General features: G+C 72.7%; 11 protein-coding genes. 8 read left to right on the top strand and 3 right to left on the bottom strand.

Annotated features, from left to right (window positions below):
* Window positions 1-235 precede the first annotated feature (235 nt).
* The 8 genes from rplS (at window position 236) to WMF20_RS14500 (ending at window position 14428) form a co-directional block, all read left to right on the top strand.
* Entirely contained in the window at window positions 236-589 is a 354-nt protein-coding gene (rplS, locus tag WMF20_RS14535; RefSeq protein ID WP_020734977.1) for a 50S ribosomal protein L19, read from the top strand.
* A gap of 282 nt (window positions 590-871) precedes the next feature.
* On the top strand, window positions 872-2023 hold the full coding sequence (locus tag WMF20_RS14530) for an FHA domain-containing protein (protein ID WP_437614107.1): 1152 nt from the start codon (window positions 872-874) through the stop codon (window positions 2021-2023).
* Window positions 2024-2251: 228 nt separating this feature from the next.
* Window positions 2252-4396 carry an FHA domain-containing protein gene (locus WMF20_RS14525; RefSeq protein ID WP_437614105.1) on the top strand — a complete coding sequence of 715 codons (2145 nt, stop codon included), beginning with the start codon at window positions 2252-2254 and terminating at the stop codon, window positions 4394-4396.
* Between the two features lie 42 nt (window positions 4397-4438).
* Window positions 4439-6835, top strand: a complete 2397-nt coding sequence (locus WMF20_RS14520) for a protein phosphatase 2C domain-containing protein (protein ID WP_437614103.1) — start codon at window positions 4439-4441, stop codon at window positions 6833-6835.
* A 165-nt stretch (window positions 6836-7000) separates the two neighbouring features.
* Complete coding sequence (locus tag WMF20_RS14515; protein ID WP_257792778.1) at window positions 7001-7135, top strand: hypothetical protein; 135 nt, start codon at window positions 7001-7003, stop codon at window positions 7133-7135.
* A gap of 226 nt (window positions 7136-7361) precedes the next feature.
* Window positions 7362-10409, top strand: coding sequence for an FHA domain-containing protein (locus WMF20_RS14510; RefSeq protein WP_129574906.1), 3048 nt, complete (start codon window positions 7362-7364; stop codon window positions 10407-10409).
* 4 nt (window positions 10410-10413) lie between these two features.
* Window positions 10414-13230 (top strand): TonB-dependent receptor domain-containing protein, encoded by a 2817-nt coding sequence (locus tag WMF20_RS14505; protein ID WP_437614101.1) that lies wholly within the window; start codon window positions 10414-10416, stop codon window positions 13228-13230.
* A 1-nt stretch (window position 13231) separates the two neighbouring features.
* Entirely contained in the window at window positions 13232-14428 is a 1197-nt protein-coding gene (locus WMF20_RS14500; protein ID WP_437614099.1) for a hypothetical protein, read from the top strand.
* A gap of 106 nt (window positions 14429-14534) precedes the next feature.
* Here the strand turns inward: WMF20_RS14500 and WMF20_RS14495 are convergent, their stop codons facing one another.
* The 3 genes from WMF20_RS14495 to WMF20_RS14485 all read right to left on the bottom strand — a co-directional run bounded on the left by WMF20_RS14495 (window position 14535) and on the right by WMF20_RS14485 (window position 19448).
* Window positions 14535-15404: a PTS sugar transporter subunit IIA gene (locus WMF20_RS14495; RefSeq protein WP_437614097.1), complete on the bottom strand. Its 870-nt coding sequence runs from the start codon at window positions 15402-15404 to the stop codon at window positions 14535-14537.
* Window positions 15405-15409: 5 nt separating this feature from the next.
* A complete protein-coding gene (locus tag WMF20_RS14490; protein WP_437614095.1) occupies window positions 15410-17605 on the bottom strand; it encodes a cation:proton antiporter domain-containing protein in 2196 nt (731 codons plus the stop codon).
* Window positions 17606-17846: 241 nt separating this feature from the next.
* Window positions 17847-19448: an SDR family NAD(P)-dependent oxidoreductase gene (locus WMF20_RS14485; protein WP_437614093.1), complete on the bottom strand. Its 1602-nt coding sequence runs from the start codon at window positions 19446-19448 to the stop codon at window positions 17847-17849.
* Between the last annotated feature and the right edge of the window lies 1 nt (window position 19449).

Raw genomic sequence — 19449 nt, 5'->3', positions numbered from 1 at the left:
GCCCGCATGCATAATGCCGCACCTCTCCGGTACCCTCCGGGGAGGCGCGCGGGCCGCGCTCGCGCCGCATGCTCCCGGAACCGCAACCGGGCAAGCATCTGCGTCATGGCGTGAAGCACCGGGCCGCGCGCGGCCCCCGCTCCGCCGGACGCAGTCCACGAACTGCGGCGGCCCTGCCCCCTTGAGCACGGGACCGCGAAGACGGATCCCCGACCCCTTGAAGGATTGACCGACCATGCAGACCTCGAACATCCTCGCGAAGATCGAAGCTCCCCTGTTCCGCGAGGGGATCCCGGATTTCCGCGTCGGCGATACGGTGCGCGTCCACTACCGGATCGTCGAGGGCGAGAAGGAGCGTATCCAGGTGTTCCAGGGCGTGGTGCTGAAGCGCCACCGCGCCGGGGTCCGGAGCACCTTCACCGTGCGCAAGGTGAGCTTCACGGTCGGTGTCGAGCGCATCTTCCTCCTCCACAGCCCCCGCATCGACAAGGTCGAGATCGTCTCGCGCGGCGTGGTCCGCCGCTCGCGGCTCTTCTACCTGCGCAACCTCGCCGGCAAGGCCGCCCGCGTCCGCGACGCGAAGGATTGATCCGCGCCGGCCGGCGTCCCGGCCGCACAGAGCACTTTCCCCCAGATCAGGAGGCCAGGGGGCAACCCGCCCCTGGGTTCGAGCGCGCGCTGGCGCTCATGGCGCAGCGCCGCGGCGCCGCAGCAGACGCGCGCCGGACGGCGCGGCGAGCAGGCGCGCGCGAGCCGCATTGCCGGACTCTGGCAAGGATTCCCGCATACTTCTTCTTGATCCTCGGCCGAGCGCCCACGGTATGCTCGCGGCCGCGGCGCCGCGGCGCCGCGAAACCCGAGAAGGATCACCATGCTCTGTCCGCGTTGCGGTGCGCCCGCGACCCCCGCCGATAAATTCTGCGCCGTGTGCGCCTCGCCGCTCGCCCCGTCCGGGCCCGGAGCGTTCGGGGCGCCGCCTCCGCCGCCGCCGCCTCCTCCTCCTCCGCCGTTTCCTGCCCCGGGCTTCGGCTCGCCCCCTGAGCCTCCTCCCAACTTCGGCTCGCCGAGCGGCGGCTTTGGTCCACCGCCGCCGGCGCCCTTCGGGGCACCGCCGGGCTCGCCGCCCGGCTTCCCGCCGCCGCCCGAGGGCGGCGCGTCGGGCTTCGGTCCCCCGCCGCCCTTCGGGTCGCCGCCCGGCGGCTACGGCGCTCCCCAGCCGCCTCCTCCGCTGCCGCTGAAGCCGCCGCCGTTCCCGCCGGAGCCGCCGATCTTCGGCGCCCCGGGCGGCAGCGGCGGCTTCGGCCCGGCCCCGAGCTTCCCGGAGCAGCCGCAGGGCGGCTATCCCGTCCCGCCGGTCCCGCGGCCCGGCTTCGGCCCTCCGCCGCAGCCGCAGGGCGCGCGCTGCGTGCAGGGGCACGCGATCCCGGCAGGCGGCTCGTTCTGCATGGAGGGCGGCCACCCGATCGCCCTCGACGGGATCCAGATGAGCGGCGACGCCTTCAACCAGACGGCGTACGCGCCCAACCAGCCGGGGCCGTCCGCGCCGCCGCCCATGCAGCAGGGGGGCGGCATCGGCGGCTACGGCGAGCCGCTGCCCCAGCAGAACATGCCGCTGCCGGCGCCGCCGCCTCCGTACATGTCCGCCCCGCCGGCCGTGCGCCCGCCGACGCCGGCGCCGCCGAGGGGCCAGGAGCGGCGCACCCTCGCGGGCTTCCTCGTGAGCTTCCAGGACGAACCGCTCGGCAGGTTCTGGCCGCTCTGGCAAGGCAAGAACTCCGTCGGCCGCGCCGAGACCGGGCAGAAGGTCGACATCGAGATCGCCCACGGCACGACCTCGACCCACCACGCGACGATCGAGGTCGACGGCGGCCGGCTCGTCCTCGCCGACCTCGGCTCCACCAACGGGACGTTCCACAACGAGGAGGCGATCGGCTTCCAGGGCCGGCGCGAGCTGCGCGATGGCGACAAGATCCGCTTCGGCGGGTTCAGCGTCATCCTGTTCAGCGTGGCCGCGCGGGCCTGACCGGCCCATCGCACGAGGAGAGGCGTTGCCGAGCCTGGCCCCCTTCCCCCGCGACGTTCGACCGGCACCTGGCGCCCCGGCCAGGCTGCGTGAAAACCAACCGGATTGCCGCCGCCATCGCGCGGCGGCCGCCCCGCTCGCGCGGGGAGCGCTCCTCTGCTCCCTCGCGCTCGCTGGAGATCCCCACGCATGACTCCCTCTCATGACGCGACTCGCCCGATCCACTCCATGAGCGCCTCCGCACGTCGCGAACGGCGCCGGGGCAAGGCCCTCCGCTGCGCTCCGCTGCTCGCGCTCGCCGCCGCCGTCCTCGCGCTCCTCGGCGGACAGCCCCGCGCCGAGGCCGCGCCCGAGGCACACCTGCTCCGCGTCGACCCGCGCGCGAGCACCGTGGACGGCTCGCCCGTGCTCACGACCGTGCTCGAGGTCGTGCAGAACAAGCGCCTCAGCGACATCACCCGCAACTGCGCCGCGCTCACGGGCGACGCGAACCTCGACTGCGTCGCCGACGCGATCGAGCAGCCGTCGGCGCTCTACTCGTCGTTCGACTTCCCGGAGAAGAACGCGATCTTCTCCGTCACGGTCGACGGCACGGACCTGCCGGCGAAGTTCGAGTCGAAGGCGCGGTGGGGAGACAGCGCCGGGCAGCCGGGCGTCGGGACGGCGTGGCTCATCCTGATCGACGCCGCGTCGAGCATGGGCACCCGCTTCGACGAGGCGAAGGCGGTCGCGAGCGCGTTCGTCAACGCGATGCAGCCGAACGACATCGTCGACGTGATCTTCTTCAACGATCGCGGCGTCGTCGAGGACTCGAAGTGGGTCGGCAACAAGCAGGCGGCGGCGCAGGCCATCGCCGGCGTCACGCGCACCTACCCGACGCAGGGCCGCACGCGCCCGCTCTTCACGATCATCAAGAACGCCGCGACCGACGCGTTCAAGGAGCTCGGCAACGCCGGCCAGGGGGTCTCGGTGCCGATGCACCAGGCGATGGTCGTGCTCTCGAACGGCTCGGCCGGCGCGGACCCGAGCTCGACCGCGGCGGCGTCGAACCTGCTCCGGGACTACCTCACGAAGGGGCGGTTCCCCGAGAACAACGACGTCCTGCCGAAGACGCCGGTGCCCGTCATCTCGATCTGGTTCCCGAGCCGGCTCGTCGAGGAGTTCACGGCGAACTCCCGCGAGTTCATGGAGGGGATGGCGAACACCGAGATCGGCGGCTTCTTCAGCGTGGTGCGCGACGGCCAGCAGCGGCGCGCGGCCAACCTCGTCAACGCGATCCGCACCCGCTTCAACAAGATGCACATCGTGAAGTGGCGGGTGTCGTGCGTCGCGCCGAGCATCACGCAGACGTTCAAGCTCGCCTTCATCAACACGGATCCGCCGATCGCGGGTGACGCCACGTTCCAGAACGTCCCCGTCGGCATCGATCCCACCGCGTGGCCGCTCGACATCGACCGCGACGCGACCGACCGCGCGGCGAAGAAGACGCCGCTCTACCCCAGCGGCACGGTCAAGATCTTCGGCAACTTCTGCTGGGGCGGCAACGCGCAGCGGGCCGAGATCTACATGGTCCCGAAGAACCAGGCCGCGCCGCAGTCGCTGCAGGGCGGGAACCTCGAGGACGCGAAGAAGGCCCAGCGGACGCTGATCGAGGGCGGGATGCGCGGCAAGGCGATCTCGGCCGGCGACAGCGTCGTGGAGTTCGAGCTGCCGGACACCGACAAGTTCCTCGTCGGCAAGGGCGACCAGATGACGGCGCGGCTCATCGTCTACGACAACCAGGCGCGGCGGACGAGCGCGGTGACGGCCGACAAGATCCTCACGCTGAAGGCGAAGGAGGCGCCGCTGCCGTACCTCTTGATCGCGGGCGTGACCTTCGGCGGCGTCGTCATCGTGCTGCTGCTCGTCTCGATCTTCCGCGGCGGCGGCGGCCGCCGGCGCGGCGGGACGGCGGCGGCGGCGCCCCCGAGGCCCATCGTGGCGGGCGGCGGGTCGCCTCCGCCGTACGCGCCCGCGCCGCCTCCGCCGGGCGACTTCGGCTACGGCGGCGGGCCGATGATGGCGCCTCCCCCGGGCGGCGCCAGCCGCGCGACGCTCTCGGGGCCGGCGGGCATCTTCACCGTGCACCCCGGCGTCGAGGTGCGCGCGGGGCGCGACGGCGCCTCGTGCATGATCGCGCTGTCGGAGCCGCGCGTGTCCGGCACCCACGCGAGCGTGAAGCTCGAGGCCGGTCAGCTGTTCGTGCGGGACGAGGGCTCCAACAACGGGACGTACGTCAACGGCCAGCGCGTCGCCGCGGGCGTGTGGACGCCCGTGCCCCCCGGCGCGTCGTTGCGGTTCGGCCCCGTCGAGTTCAGCGTCCGTTTGGAGTAGCGTGTCCGGGGCCCGGCCTCACGCCCCAAGCGACGCCCCCCCATGATGCCCCCGACCGAGTCCTCCCCGCACCTCAAGATCGAGTTCGCCCAGGCCAGCGATGCGGGCCGGGATCCGAACAAGCAGGTCAACGAGGACGCGTGCGGCTATGCCGAGACCAAGTTCGGTTACCTCTGCGTCCTGTGCGACGGCATGGGCGGGCACTACGGGGGCAGCGAGGCGAGCCGCACCGCCATCAAGACCATCTTCGAGGTGATCGAGCAGACGCCGGCCACGGTGGATCCGAGGGCGGCGCTCAAGGCCGCGATCGAGGAGGCGGGGCGCCGCGTGTATCAGCTGGGCGGGCCGGCGGAGAACCGCGTCCGCCCGGGGTCGACCGTCGTCGCGATGGTCCTCCACGACAGCGGCGTCGACGTCGCGCACGTCGGCGACAGCCGCGCGTACGTGATCCGGAGCCAGCAGATCTACCCCCTCACGCGCGATCACTCGATGGTGCAGGGAATGATCGACGCGGGCATGATCACGGAGGCCCAGGCGATCGGCCACCCCGACGCGAACAAGATCACGCGCGCCCTCGGGATGAAGCCGGAGGTGGAGGTCGAGGTTCGACCCGAGCCGATGGAGCTGTATCCGGGGGACGTGCTGATCCAGGCGAGCGACGGCCTCACCGATCTCGTGCTCAGCGCGGACATCCTCGGGTGCACGCGGCAGGCGCTCGCGTCGGGCTCGGTCGATCACGCCTGCAAGATGCTCGTGCAGCTCGCGAACCATCGCGGCGGTCACGACAACATCACCGTCCAGATGGTCCGGGTGCTCGAGACGGGCAGCCGCTCGCTGACGATCGCGCACGGGCCGCCGGGGGCAGACGGCGCCGGCGACGGCGTCGCCCTCACGCGCGCGTCGGGCCCGCAGGAGACCGTCGCGATGACCCGGCCCGGCGGCGCGGCGAGCGCAGAGAAGGGCGCTGCGGATGCGCCGCTCGCCCACGGGCACGGCGCCGCGGCGGCCGGAAACGCGCCGGCTGGAGGCGCTGTGTCGCCCAGCAACGCGACGACCGTGATCCCGACGGGCAACACCGGCACGCCCGCCCCGGCGCCGAGGACCACGGGCGACGGGCTCGCCCCGGCGCCGAGGACCACCGGCGACGGGCCCGCCTTGGCCCCCACGGCCACTGACAACGTCCCTCCTGCCCTGGTCCCGACGGCGACCGACGACGTGCACGCGCTGGCCCCCACGGCCACCGACAACGTCCCTGCCCTGGTCTCGACGGTGGCCGACAACGCCGCTGCCGCGGCGCCAGCAGCCGCGAGCAGCGCGCCCGCCGTGGCGCCGACGCTCACCACCGGGGCCCCGGCGGTGCGCCCGACGGCGGCGGACGACGTCCCCACCGTAGCGCAGACGCTCACCACCGGCGCTCCGGCGGTGAGCCCGACGGCCACGGACAACGTCCCCGCCGTGGCGCCAGCAGCCGCGAGCAGCGCGCAGGCGCTGCGCCCGACCATCGACAGCACGCCGACGGTGAGCCCGACGGCGATGGACGCCGGCCTGGCGCGGCCTGCGACGGTGCCAGGGAGCCCTGCGCCCGTGCCTCACGCGATCGCGCCGGATGCGCCCGCCGTGCTGTCTCCCCTCCCCTTGAGCGCCCCCGCGGCCCCCGCGCCGCCCCCGATGGCCCATGGCGCGCCACCTCACCCGGGTTCCTTCGGCGCTTCACCTCAGCCTCACCCCGGCGCCGCCTTCGGCCCGCCGCCGCACCCGGGTTCCTTCGGCGCTTCACCCCAGCCTCACCCCGGCGCCGCCTTCGGCCCGCCTGGCGCCCACGGCCCGCCGCCGCACCCGGGTTCCTTCGGCGCTTCACCTCAACCTCACCCCGGCGTCGCCTTCGGCCCGCCTGGCGCCCACGGCCCGCCGCCGCACCCGGGTTCCTTCGGCGCTTCACCCCAGCCTCACCCCGGCGCCGCCTTCGGCCCGCCTGGCGCCCACGGCCCGCCGCCGCACCCGGGTTCCTTCGGCGCTTCACCTCAACCTCACCCCGGCGCCGCCTTCGGCCCGCAGCCTCACCCGGGCGCCACGCCTCACCCGGGCGCTCCGCCTCACCCGGGCGCCGCCTTCGGCCCGCAGCCTCATCCGATCGACCCGGACGCTCCTCCTCCTTCGGTGGCCTTCGCGGGGCACCATGCCGCCGCGCCTGGAGGTCCTCATGCCGCCGCCGCGCCGCACCTCGCCCCCGGCTCGCCGCACGCGCCTGGCTACGCCGCGACCGCGCCGCGCGCCGTGCCAGCGCCGGGCCTCTCCGGGCCCGTGTCCTCGTCCACGGCCTCGGGTATCCCGAGCACCGTGCGCGTCTCGCGCGGCGTCTACATCGCCGTCATCGCCTCGATCTCGGTCATGGTCGTCGCGCTGATCGCCCTCCTGCTCTGGAAGCTCACCGCGGATTGAGCCGAGCGGCGCGACGACGCCACCGCGTGCCCCGACGCAACCGACACAACCGCCGCAGCGTGAACGGACGCGCGGACGAACGCCGGAGCGATGGGGACGCAGAACGCAAATGCAATTGAAGAAGGACGGGATTCCGGATTAGCCTAGCTCTCCGGAGGTTCCTCCATGCTTGGAGATCAAGAGCTCGAGGTCGGACACGACATGGAGGGCGCGCCCGCAGACATGGAAGACGAGCCCCCGTCGACCCGTACGCCCTCCCTCGAAGAAGCCCGCGCCGGCTTCATGCTCCTCGACCTCTGATGCGCTGAGCCGCCCGGCTCCCGGCCGCCACCACGCGCCGCGCTGAGGCCCTGTTCGCCCAGCGACGAAGGCCTCCCGCCGCTCCACACGCCCCACACCGCGCGACGCCAGCCCACGCGCTCATCCTCACGCACCCAGCCGCCAGCAGCGCCGCGGCGAGCGACGGCGCGCACCACGCGCCTCTTTCCTTGCCCTCCCCAACGGCCTGTGGTGAAACGCGGCCCGCATGATCCCGGGGCTAGGTAAACAAAGCATCACGATCGGCAGCGCCCCCACCTGCGATGTGGTGCTCGTCGCTCCCGGCGTCCTGCCCGAGCACGCGCGCATCGTCCACCAGGGCGGCGGCAAGCTGCTCTTCCTCTGCGGTCAAGGGCCCGCGTCGGCCAACGGGCGGCCCCTCGCGCCGGGCGAGCAGGTCCCGTTCGACTTCCGCACCCAGTTCGTCGTCGCGCAGGCGCCGGTCCCGCTCAACCACCCGGCCATCACGCTGATGATGGCGTCGCCCGGCCAGCTCGCGCCCGCGCCCGGACAGGTCGTGATCGGGCGAGACCCCGCGCGCGCCTCCCTGGTGCTCCAGCACCCGAGCGTCTCGAGCCAGCACGCCACCGTCACGCTCGATCGCATGATGGTCATCGACCACAACTCGACGAGCGGCACCTACGTGGGCGCGCAGCGCATCGCCCCCGGCGCGCCGACGCCCATCGATCCGCAGGGCGCCGTGGCCTTCGGGCCCGTCCCGGTCCAGATCAGCCTGCTCATGCAGTTCGCCCAGGCGGCCCGGCAGTCGTCGCTGCCCGCCGCGCCCGGCGCGAGCGCACTGCCGCCGCAGCCCGCCGTCGTCAGCTACACGCCGCCGCAGGCCGGCTACGCGCCGCCGCCGCAGCCCGCCGCGGGCGGCTACGCGCCGCCGCCCGCGCCCGCGGCGTCGTCCGGCCCCGCCGCGGGCGCGCCCGGCAGGAAGAACAAGACGGTCCTCGGCCAGCTCGACTTCTCCGGCGGCGGGCCGAACGTCAAGAAGATCGGCCGCACCCCCGACAACGACATCGTGCTCGCCCACCCCCAGGTGTCGAGCCACCACGCCCTCCTCCACTCGATCAACGGGCAGCTCTACGTCGAGGATCGCGGCAGCGCCAACGGCACCTACGTCCGCGGCAACCGCATCGCGCCCGGCCAGAAGATCGCCGTCCAGAGCGGCGAGAAGATCTACATCGGGCCGATGCCCCTCCAGATCGAGATGGGGGGCGCAGGCGCGGTCGAGGTCGTCCAGGAAGAGTACGCCGCCGACCGGTGGGCAGGGCGCCCGCTCTACGAGATCGAGGCGTGGAGCCTCGTCCTCCAGGTCCCCGACCGGGACAACCCCCAGGAGCAGAAGACGCTCCTCGACAACGTGTCGTTCAAGGCGCTGCCGGGCGACATGATCGCGCTCATGGGGCCGTCGGGCGCCGGCAAGACGACGCTCCTGCTCACCCTGAACGGCTACCTGCCGCCGACGAGCGGCGTCGTCCGCATCAACGGCGAGGACCTCTACAACATCTACGACACGCTCCGCGGCTCCATCGGCTACGTGCCGCAGGACGACCTCGTCCACCCGGAGCTCACCGTCTTCGAGGCCGTCCGCTACAGCGCGAAGTTCCGCCTCCCGCCCGACTACACCGAGGACGAGATCGACGCGCGCGTCGAGCAGACCATCAAGGACCTCGGCCTCGAGGGCGTCAAGAACCTCCAGATCGGCAAGCCCGAGAACAAGATCCTCTCGGGCGGGCAGCGCAAGCGCGTCAACATCGCGCTCGAGCTCGTCACCGACCCCGTCATCCTCTTCCTCGACGAGCCGACCTCGGGCCTCGCCGCCGACGACACGACCGCGCTGATCAGCCTGCTGCACGACCTCACCAAGGCCACCGGCAAGACGATCATCATGACGATCCACCAGCCGGCGAAGGACGAGTTCGAGAAGTTCAGCCACGCGCTCATCCTCGGCTACGGCGGCATCCCGATGTTCTTCGGGCCGACCCGGCCCGACGCGTACCGCTTCTTCGGCAGCTGGAAGGAGCGGCACGGCCAGCCCAACGACGTCGACAACCCGCGCGACATGTTCGAGATGCTCGCGCTCCGCGAGCGCCCCATCTTCGATCAGCTCCGCGCGCGGGACCCGAACGCGTCGCGCGGCGAGGCGAGGCGGCTCGCGGCCCTCGAGTGGCGCAAGGAGTTCTTCAGCGACGCAAACCCGACGTACCGGCGGATGTACTCCGGCCGGCGGGAGATCGGCACCGGGCAGGGGCAGCGCGGCATCCCGGCCGGCCGCGCCACGACCAAGGGGCAGCTCGGGCTGCTCCTGTCGCGCTACTTCAAGGTGAAGAAGCGCGACGTCGGCGGGACCCTGATCATGCTCCTCCAGGCCCCGATCATCGGCATCCTGCTCGCGATCGTCTTCGGCGGGCAGGAGAAGGCGATCCCGGCGTGGTGCCTCGGCGCCCTCCAGGAGCTCGGCCGACGCGCCGGCGGCGCGGATCAGAGCACCGACATCCTCAAGGGGATGGAGGCCACCACCGATCACACCGCGGCGATCTTCTTCCTCGTCGTCGCCGCGGTCTGGTTCGGGACGTCGAACGCGGCGCGCGAGATCGTCAGCGAGCGGGCCATCTACCTCCGCGAGCGCATGGTCAACCTGGGGCTCGTCAACTACGTGCTCTCCAAGTACCTGCTGCTCGCCGGGTTCTGCCTCGTCCAGTGCACGATCCTGCTCGCGATCGTGTTCTTCGCCCTCGGCTTCCACGGCGGCATGCAGGCGTTCGCCATGCAGCTCGCCGCGCTGACCGCCACCTCGCTCAGCGCCGTCGCGATGGGGCTCCTCCTCTCGACGGTGGTCGCCTCGTCCGAGGCGGCCATGGCGCTCACGCCGATCGCGCTCATCCCGCAGGTCGTCCTCGGCGGGCTCATGGTCCCGATGACGACCGTGCCGCACCTCCGGCCGCTCATGTACATCATCCCGGCGCGCTGGGGCTTCGAGGGCGCGATCGCGCCGGAGCGGCTCGCCGTCGCGGAGGACCCGGCATGGGTCATCGATCTGCACCGCACCGACACGAGCGCCGCGGACTTCATCGAGGGCGGCAAGTTCAAGTGCTCCATCGCGCAGATGGCCGCCGACAACTACGCGGGCGCGTGGGGCTTCACCACGTACGATCAGACCTGGATCCCCTTCGCGGTCCTCGCCGGGATGACCGTCATCATCCTCGTCACGCTCTGCGCGGTGCTCAAGCGGCGCGACCCGGTGTGACCTCGTGACGAAGCAGGAGCCGGCCCCCGCCCGCACCGATGTCGATGGCCCGCTCCCGGGCGCGCGCCCTCGAGGGCCCCGCGCCGCGGCGCTGCTCTCGCTCGCGCTCGCCGCGCTCTCGCCGGCCGCGGCGCGCGCGCAGCAGCAGGAGCAAGGCCAGCAGGGCCAAGGCGAGCCGCAGGCGCCCGAGGGCCCGACGAGCGTGCCCCGGGGCGAAGGCGGCGCGATCGTCACGCCGGCCGCCCCCACGGCCGCGCCGGCGGGGCGGGCGACGCCGCCGCGGGCGCTCAACTACACGCCCCCGGAGTACCCGCCCGAGGCCGAGAAGCAGGGGCTCGAAGGGTCGGTGACCCTGCAGCTCGACATCGATCGCAACGGGCGCGTGAAGCAGGCGGTCGTCGTCGAGAGCGCGGGGCACGGGTTCGACGAGGCGGCGGTCGCCGCGGCCCAGAAGCTCGAGTTCGAGCCCGCCCGCCGCGCCGACGGCACGCCCGCCGCGGCGCGCATCCTGTACCGCTACTCGTTCACCCTGAAGGCGGCCGCGCCGCCGCCCGCCGCCGGCGAGCAGGACAGGCCCGCCGAGAACCTCCGCGGCACCGTGCTCGCCAGCGGCGGCGACGTCCCGCTCGCCGGCGCCACCGTGTCGGTCGCGCGCGTCGCCGGCGCGGGCGCCGCGCCGCCGGAGCGCACGACCGACGAGGGCGGCGGCTTCATCTTCGCCGATCTGCCGCCCGGGCGTTACCAGGTCACCGTCGCCGCGCCCGGCTTCGAGCCGCTCTCGGTCGAGGAGGACATCGCCGCGGGCGAGCAGCTCGAGGTGAAGTACCGCCTCCTGCCCCGCGGCGAGGGCCTCGAGGTCACCGTCCGCGGCGACAGGCCGCCGCGCGAGGTCACGAAGCGCACGCTCGAGCAGCGCGAGATCAACCGCATCCCCGGCACGAACGGCGACGCGCTGCGCTCGCTCCAGAACCTGCCGGGCGTGGCGCGCCCGCCCACCCTCGCCGGCCTGCTGATCGTGCGCGGCTCGGGCCCGCAGGACACGCAGACCTTCGTCGACGGCACGCAGGTGCCGCTCATCTACCACTTCGGCGGCCTCTCCTCGGTCGTGCCGACCGAGATGCTGGAGAAGATCGACTTCTACCCCGGCAACTTCAGCGCCAAGTACGGCCGCGTGCAGGGCGGCATCGTCGACGTCGCCCTGCGCTCGCCGAAGGAGGACGGCGCGCTCCACGGCCTCGCGCAGATGGACCTCATCGACGCGCGCGTCCTGCTCGAGGGGCCGGTGCCGTTCCTCAAGAACACGCGCTTCATGGTGGCGGGCCGGCGGAGCTACATCGGCGAGTCGTTCGGCCCGGTGCTCGAGGCCGCGGGCGCGGGGGTGACGCAGGCGCCCGTCTACTACGATTACCAGGCCCTCCTCGAGACCGAGCCGACGCCCTCGTCGCGCCTCCGCCTCACCTTCTTCGGCTCGGACGACGCGCTCGATCTGCTCCTCAGCGACCCGGCGCCCAACGAGCCGGCCCTCTCGGGCAACGTCGGGCTGCACACCGCGTTTCAGCGCCTGCAGCTCCGCTACGATCACGAGCTCACCGATCGCGACCGGCTCGACGGCGTGCTCGCGATCGCGCGCGACGACGCCGATTTCGGGGTGGGGCCGCTCTACTTCCAGCTCGATCTCAAGACGCTCTCCGGCCGCCTCGAGTACGCGCGGCGGCTGTCCAAGGGCGCGGTCCTCAACGCGGGGCTCGACGTCTTCGCCGGCCTCTACGCGGTGAACCTGCGCGCCCCCGCGCCGAGCCGCCCCGGCGAGCCGCCGAACCAGCCGTTCTCGACGCGCACCCTCCAGGAGGTCTCGCGCGACGGCAGCTTCTTCTACCCCGCGGGCTACGTCGAGCTCGAGTTCGCCCCGAGCCCCCGGGCGAAGATCGTCCCGGGCCTGCGCCTCGACTACCAGGACCTGAACGAGCAGGTCACCGTGAGCCCGCGCGTGAACGGGCGCGTCGACGTGGTCCAGGGGTTCCCGCGGACGACGGTGAAGGGCGGCGTCGGCGTGTTCCACCAGCCGCCGCAGTTCCAGGAGGTGATCCCGCCGCTGGGCAACCCGGGCCTGAAGTCGACCCGGGCGCTGCACTACGCGGCCGGCGTCGAGCAGGAGATCACCCGGCACATCGAGGCGTCGGCCGAGGGGTTCTACAAGCAGCTCGACGCGCTCGTCGTCGGCGTGAACCGCCCCGGGTCGATCCAGCTCGATTACCAGAACGCCGGGTCCGGCAGGGTCATCGGGGGCGAGTTCCTGCTCAAGTACAAGCCCGACGATCGCTTCTTCGGCTGGGCCGCGTACACGCTGTCGCGCAGCACGCGGGTGCCCGGGCTCGGCGAGCCGGAGCGGCTCGTCTCGTTCGACCAGACGCACATCCTGACGGTGCTCGGCAGCTACCGCCTCGGCGACGGCTGGGAGTTCGGCGCGCGGTTCCGCCTGGTCTCCGGCAATCTGGTCACGCCCAACGTGTGCAACGTCAACGAGCAGAGCTGCGACGCGTACCGCACGAACGCGCTCTACTACGCGCCCACCGGGACCTATACGCCGATCCCGTTCTCCGGCCCGAGCAGCGAGCGGCTCCCGGCGTTCCACCAGCTGGACCTGCGCCTCGACAAGTCGTGGAAGTTCAAGCGCTGGCAGCTCTCGGCCTACCTCGACGTGCAGAACGTCTACAACAACGCGAACAGCGAGGCGATCCAGTACAACTACAATTACACCGCCCGTCAGTACGTCACGGGGTTGCCCATCTTGCCGAGCTTCGGGCTGCGAGGAGAGTTCTGAGATGCGATCGAGGCGGGTGATGAGCGGCGCGGGCGGCGCGGGCGGCACGGCGAAAAACGCCGACGCGGGCCGAGGGCGCAGGTGGCGGCGCGCGGTGCTCGGGACGCTCGCGCTGAGCGCGCTCGCTGCGCCGGCGATCTCCTCCGGGTGCGTCGCGGGCTTCGATCCGCCGAGCCTCGTGAACGGGCTCCGCGTCTTCGCCGTGGTCGCCGACATCGCGCCGACCGAAGACCACCCGGAGGCGAGCTCGTCGTACGCCTACCCCGGCGCTCAGGTCACCTTCAAGATCCACTACCAGGACGGCCTCGGCGGCCCCGAGGAGGGGTCGCGGCCGGTCTCGGTCTACTGGTTCGGCGGGTGCGAGAACCCGGTCGGGGACGACTACTACGGCTGCTATCCGCAGCTCGCGGCGCTCGCCCCGGAGATCGCTGCATGGTTGAAGCGCCTCGAGACCGACCCGAAGGCTCCGCTGCCCGAGCTCAACGGCGTGCCCATCGGCATCTTCAGCGACACGTACACGATCACCATCAGCGACACGATCCTCGACGGCCGCGAGGCGCCCGCCACGGGGGGCCCGCGGTTCGGGAGCGCGTACGTCTTCTTCGTCGCCTGCACCGGGCAGCTCCGCCCGGTGCAGGACCAGGGCACCGGGCGCGCCGGGACCTTCCCCGTCGCCTGCTTCGACGCCGACGGGCGGAGGCTCGGCCCGGACAGCTTCGTGCCCGGCTACACGCAGGTCTACGTCTTCGAGGACAGCCGCACGAACGAGAACCCGGAGATGCGGGGGCTCACCTTCGACGGCGACGAGATGTCGGAGGACCTGGCCGCGATCCCGACGGTGGAGCGCTGCCCCATCGACCGCGATGAGCGGCGCGACACGGGGTGCAGCGCGGAGGATCCGTTCACCGCCTGCACCACCCACGCGATCGACGCGATCATCCCGCCCGACGTGGCGGAGGACGACCTCGACGCGAAGCAGAAGGCGCTGAAGGAGATCGTCTGGGTCAACTACTTCGCCGACACGGGCGACCTCGACGGGGGCATCAAGCTCGTGAGCGACGCGGCCGAGGGGTACCTCGACGACCACGCCGTGACGTGGATCCCGCCGGCCGAGCCGGGCATCGCCACGATCACCGCGGTCCTGCGCGACGCGCGCGGCGGCTCGTCGGTCGTGCAGCGCCTCGTCCGCGTGAAGTGACGGCGGCCCTGGCGGCGCGCGCGCGGTCCCGCCGCGCCTCGTCCGCGGGGAGCGACGGCGGGCCTCAGGGCGCGACGGCGCGCGACGTCGCGTGACGTCGCGGGCGTCACCCGCAGCCGGCCTCGATCTGCGAGAGCTGCTCGATGAGCTGCTCGGGGTCGCGCGCGGCGCACAGCGCGTCGGCGGCGTTGTGGCTGGCGAGCCGGGCGACCTGGGCGAGCAGCTCGAGGTGCGCGCGGCCGCCCTCGCCGCAGACGAGGACGACGAGCAGCCGGAGCGGGGCGCCGCCCGGCGTCGGCACCGCGAGCGGCTCGGCCAGCGTCGCGAGCACGGCCGCGAGGCAGGCGCCGGGGACGATCGCGTGCGGGACCGCGACGCCGTTGCCGAGCGCGGTGGGCGACTCGCGCTCGCGCCGCAGGATCTCCTGGGCGAGCGCGCTCGCGGCCAGCGCGCCGCCGGGGGGCGCGAGCCGGGACGCCGCGACGTCGATGACGTCCTCGATGTGCGCGCACGAGAGGTGCAGCACGATGCGCTCGGGCGTGAGCAGCCCGCTGAGCCGCCGCGCGGGCGAAACGCCGAACGGCGCGCTCACCGGGAACTCGGCGTCGATGAACGCCTTGATCCGCGCGAGCTGCGGGCCGCTCAGGTTGCGGCGCGCGAGCTCGACGAAGAGCGCGTTCGCCGCCGGGACGCGCTCGAGGTAGCGCGAGACGAGCGGCTCGACCTGGTGGCCGAGCTCGAGGAGCACCGCCGGGGGCAGATCGAGCGCGCTCGCGATCGCGGTGAGCCGGTCGGGCGTGGGGATGGCGTCGTGCCCGTGCTCGACGCGGCTCAGGTAGGCGCTGGAGACGCCGATGCGGTGCGCGAGGGCGCGCAGGCTGAGCCCCGCCTCGACGCGGAGGAGCCGCAGCGCGGCCCCGAACTCGGCGAGCGCCCGCGCCCGCGAGGCGCTCTCGGCGTCGGAGATGGCGGGCATGGATCTCAGGAGCGATCGGGCTCGGCCGCGAGGGCGGTCGAGAGGATCGGCGCGGACGGCGCCGGGGCCGGTGCGCGAGCGGCGGCGGGCTCGTAGCTGCGCACGACGAGCAGCGAGGTCGGGCACCCCTGGATGACGTCCTCGGCGCGGATGCCGAAGCGGCGCTGCGCGAGGCCCCACTCGGGCCCGACGCCGACGAGGACGAGATCGTAGCCGCGCTTCGACTCCTCGAGGGCCGCGTCCGCGGGGGAGTCGTGCTCGACCACCTTGAGCACCACCTTGGCGTTGCGCAGCGCGCCGCCCTCCTCGCCCTCGAACACCTCGTCGACCGCCTCCTGCGCGCCGAGCGCGTCGCCGGAGCCGCGCTTCGGCTTGACCACGTGGAGGATGGTGACGTCGGCGCCGACCTGCTGCGCGAGCCTGCGGGCGAGCGCGAGCGCCGCCTTGTCGTGCGCCGTGCCGTGGAACGGCACGAGCAGCTTGCGGACCGCGGTGAGCCCGCGATCGATGAGCACGCCGACGTCGGTGCGGGCGCCGCGCATGACCTCGTAGACGGTGCCGCCGAGCACGGTCTGGCTGAGCAGCGGCTTGTGCCAGCCGACCAGCACGAGGTCGGCCTGCTTCACGTCGGCGACGTTGCAGATGTCGTGGCTCGGCTTGGGCGACACGAAGGAGAGCGGCCGGACCTCGGCGCCGAGCTCCTTGGCCCGCGCGAGGAGCGGCGCGAGCGCGGTCGCGCCCTGCCGCTCGGGCCCCTGGTCGAGGTAGAACGAGCCGCGGTCGGTCGGCGGGATGAGGCGCAGGGCGTAGAGGCGCCTCGCCTCGGGGCCGTGGCCGGCGAGCGCGCTCGCGAGCGTCACCATGCCGGGGCCGGAGCGCTCGTAGGAGACGCACATGAGCACGGTGAACACGTCCGCCGCGACGGGCAGGGGCGTGCGGTCGGGGACGTCGGCGAGCTCCTTCGCGAGCTCCTCCGGCGGGTAGATCCAGCGCAGGAGCGGCGTGGTCATGAAGGTGGTGACCAGCGCCATGAGCACCATCATCGTGAACAGCGTGGGCGAGATGATGCCCAGATCGAGCCCGAGGTTCAGGACGATGAGCTCCATCAGGCCGCGGGTGTTCATGAGGATGCCGAGCGCGCTGGCCTCCCGCCAGCGCTGGCCGGTGAGGCGGGCGGCCACGGCGCTGCCGCCGAACTTGCCGGCGCAGGCGACCACGATGATGAGGCCGCACATGATCCAGGCGTCGACCGAGTTGAGCAGGCCGATGTGCGTGCGCAGGCCGCTGTAGGCGAAGAAGAGCGGGAGCAGGAAGACGACGGCGAAGTCCTCGAGCTTCTCGGCCAGGCTGTGCGCGAAGCCGGTGCCCTTCGGCATGATCGCGCCGAGCATGAAGGCCCCGAACAGCGGGTGGATGCCGATCATCTCGGTCGTCCAGCTCGAGACGATGAGCAGGAGGAGCGTGACGGCGACGAGGTCCTGCGAGAGCCCTTCCTTGTTGGAGCCGCGCTCGCCGAGCCGGGCCAGGAAGGGGCGGATCACGAACATCATGCCGGCGATGTAGGCGACGGCGAAGACGGTGGTCCAGACGGCGCCCACGAGCCCGGTGGCGCGCGCGATCGAGACGACGAACGCGAGGATGCACCAGGCGGTGACGTCGTCGACGGCGGCGCACGTGATCGTGAGGGCGCCGACCTTCGTGCCCAGCAGGCGCCGCTCGGTGAGGATGCGCGCGAGCACCGGGAAGGCCGTGATGCTCATGGCCACGCCCATGAACAGCGTGAACGACATGAACGGCACGGAGCTCTGGGAGAGCCGGGGGTACAGGTACAGCGCGAGGAGGCCGCCCAGCGCGAACGGCGCGACGATGCTCGTGTGGCTGATGATGACCGAGGCGTGGCCGCGCCCGCGCAGGAGCTTCGGATCGAGCTCCAGCCCGATGAGGAACATGAAGACGATGAGGCCGACCTCGCTCACCAGCTTCAGGAGCGGCAGCGACTCCTGGGCGAACAGCACCGCCGACGCGTCGGGAAAGAGCCAGCCGAACAGCGACGGGCCGAGCAGGATGCCCGCCGTGACCTCGGCGATGACCATCGGCTGCTCCAGCCTGCGGGCGACCATGCCCACGAGCCGCGCGCACGCGATGATCAGGAACGCCTGGATGAGGAAGCGGCTCAGCGGGTTGTGGATCAGGATCTCCATGGGAGCGCTCCCTCCTGGTAAGTGTTAAGTTATCGCTTATCAGCGAGCCGCCTCGACTGTCAATAAAAGGATGCGTCGCGTCAAAGCAGAGCTCGCTACGGCGTACCGGCGGCGGCGCGATCGGTGGAGGCGCGTGACACCGTGAGAGCGCGGGACTGTCCCGTCGCCGGGGAACGCTCCGCCCCGTCGGCAGCCGCTGCTGAGCTCGCTGGATTCCGGGCGCCCCCGCGCGCGGCGGCGCCTACCAGTCGGTCGGCATGTAGTCTTTGAGGAACTGGCCGTAGACGTGCTGGCCGCTCAGGAGCCCGGAGAAGATGGGGTCGCAGATGCGGGCGGCGCCGTCGACGATGTCGAGCGGCGGGTGGAAGCCGTGCTCCTCCAGCTTGCGGGCCGCGAGCGCCGCGGGGTCCTCGTCCGTCACCCACCCGGTATCGACGCTGTTCATGAAGATGCCGTCCTTCGCGTAGTCGGGCGCGGAGGTGCGCGTCATCATGTTGAGCGCGGCCTTGGCCATGTTCGTGTGAGGGTGCCTGTCCGTCTTGTAGCGGCGGTAGAACTGCCCCTCCATCGCCGAGACGTTGACGATGTGCCTGTCGAACGTCGGCTGTCGCAGCATGAGCGGCTTCAGCCGGGAGTTCAGCACGAACGGGGCGACCGCGTTCACGAGCTGGACCTCGAGCAGCTCGACGGTCGGGACCTCGGCGAGGGTCAGCCGCCAGCTGTTCATCGTCCGGAGGTCGACCTGCTGGAGGTCCGCGTCGTAACGCCCTCTGGGGAAGAGCACGTCGTCGAGGGGCTCGTCGCCCGGGGCGGGGACCTGAGAGAGCAGCGCCGGCTCGCGGAGCCCGGCGGCGGGGTCGCCGCCGGCGACGAGGGGGAGCTCGCCGCGCGCGCGGAGGCCGTCGTAGGCCTGGAGCAGCGGCCGGGCGGCCTCCGGGAGGGCGTGGACCGGCGCGGTCTCGCCCTCGATGAGGTGCGCGTAGAAGCCCGGCGGACGCCGCACGGTCTGGCAGGCGTTGTTGATGATGAAGTCGAGCCGGTCGCGCGTGTGGAGGAGGTGCCGCGTGAAGCGCTCGACGCTCGGCGTGTGGCGGAGATCGAGGCCGTAGATCTCGAGCCGAGAGGCCCAGACGTCGAAGTCGCGCTCGGACGAAAAGCGGCGGGCGGCGTCGTGCGGGAAACGGGTCGTGACGATCACCCACGCGCCGGCGCGGAGCAGCATGATCGCCGCCTGATAGCCGATCTTCACGCGGGCGCCGGTGACCAGCGCGACGCGGCCGTCGAGCGGCGCGGTCTGGCTGCGCTTGCGGTAGTTGAAGTCGCCGCAAGGGCCGCACATCGAATCGTAGAAGAAGTGCACCTTGCGGAACTCGGCCTTGCAGACGTAGCACTTGCGCGGCTTCGCGAGCTCCGGCCCGCCGGGCTCGCCCGGCGGCGCGGGATCCTCCGCGGGGGGCGGCGCGGGCTCCTCCGCGGGCGGCGGCGCCGGCGCGAGCAGGGGGGCGGAGACGGCGGGCGCGGCCAGCGCGGGGGCGTCCGGCGTGCGGAACACGGGCTCGCGGCGGGCGGCGCGGATGCCGACCGCGTCGAGGAGCGCGGTGTCGGCGGACCTCCGAGCGCGCCGCTCGCCCTTGCGGAACGCCCTGGCGAGCTCTCGCTGCTCGGCGCGCTCGGGGCGCGAGACGCGGCCGGCGGCGAGGAGGAGCCGGCGGCGATCCTCGACGCCGATCGAGGCGAGCTGCGCGCGGTCGTCGACCAGGGACTCGAGCACCCGCAGGCAGGCGTCGAGATCGGCGGCGGTGAACGGCCGGCCTGCGCCGGCGGCGTCGCTCTCGGAGCTCATC

The sequence above is a fragment of the Sorangium sp. So ce834 genome, assembly GCF_051521425.1.
GTDB classification, from domain to species: Bacteria; Myxococcota_A; Polyangia; order Polyangiales; family Polyangiaceae; genus Sorangium; species Sorangium cellulosum_D.
The sequence above is the reverse complement of the archived record's forward strand: the minus strand, read 5'-3'. Positions and strand labels throughout refer to the sequence as shown.

Excerpts from the sequence above, each read along its gene's own strand:
- WMF20_RS14525 (WP_437614105.1), top strand. The coding sequence starts at position 2,252 with ATGAGCGCCTCCGCACGTCGCGAACGGCGCCGGGGCAAGGCCCTCCGC.
- rplS (WP_020734977.1), top strand. The coding sequence starts at position 236 with ATGCAGACCTCGAACATCCTCGCGAAGATCGAAGCTCCCCTGTTCCGC.
- WMF20_RS14520 (WP_437614103.1), top strand. The coding sequence starts at position 4,439 with ATGATGCCCCCGACCGAGTCCTCCCCGCACCTCAAGATCGAGTTCGCC.
- WMF20_RS14485 (WP_437614093.1), bottom strand. The coding sequence starts at position 19,448 with ATGAGCTCCGAGAGCGACGCCGCCGGCGCAGGCCGGCCGTTCACCGCC.
- WMF20_RS14500 (WP_437614099.1), top strand. The coding sequence starts at position 13,232 with ATGCGATCGAGGCGGGTGATGAGCGGCGCGGGCGGCGCGGGCGGCACG.
- WMF20_RS14510 (WP_129574906.1), top strand. The coding sequence starts at position 7,362 with ATGATCCCGGGGCTAGGTAAACAAAGCATCACGATCGGCAGCGCCCCC.
- WMF20_RS14490 (WP_437614095.1), bottom strand. The coding sequence starts at position 17,605 with ATGGAGATCCTGATCCACAACCCGCTGAGCCGCTTCCTCATCCAGGCG.
- WMF20_RS14530 (WP_437614107.1), top strand. The coding sequence starts at position 872 with ATGCTCTGTCCGCGTTGCGGTGCGCCCGCGACCCCCGCCGATAAATTC.
- WMF20_RS14495 (WP_437614097.1), bottom strand. The coding sequence starts at position 15,404 with ATGCCCGCCATCTCCGACGCCGAGAGCGCCTCGCGGGCGCGGGCGCTC.
- WMF20_RS14515 (WP_257792778.1), top strand. The coding sequence starts at position 7,001 with ATGCTTGGAGATCAAGAGCTCGAGGTCGGACACGACATGGAGGGCGCG.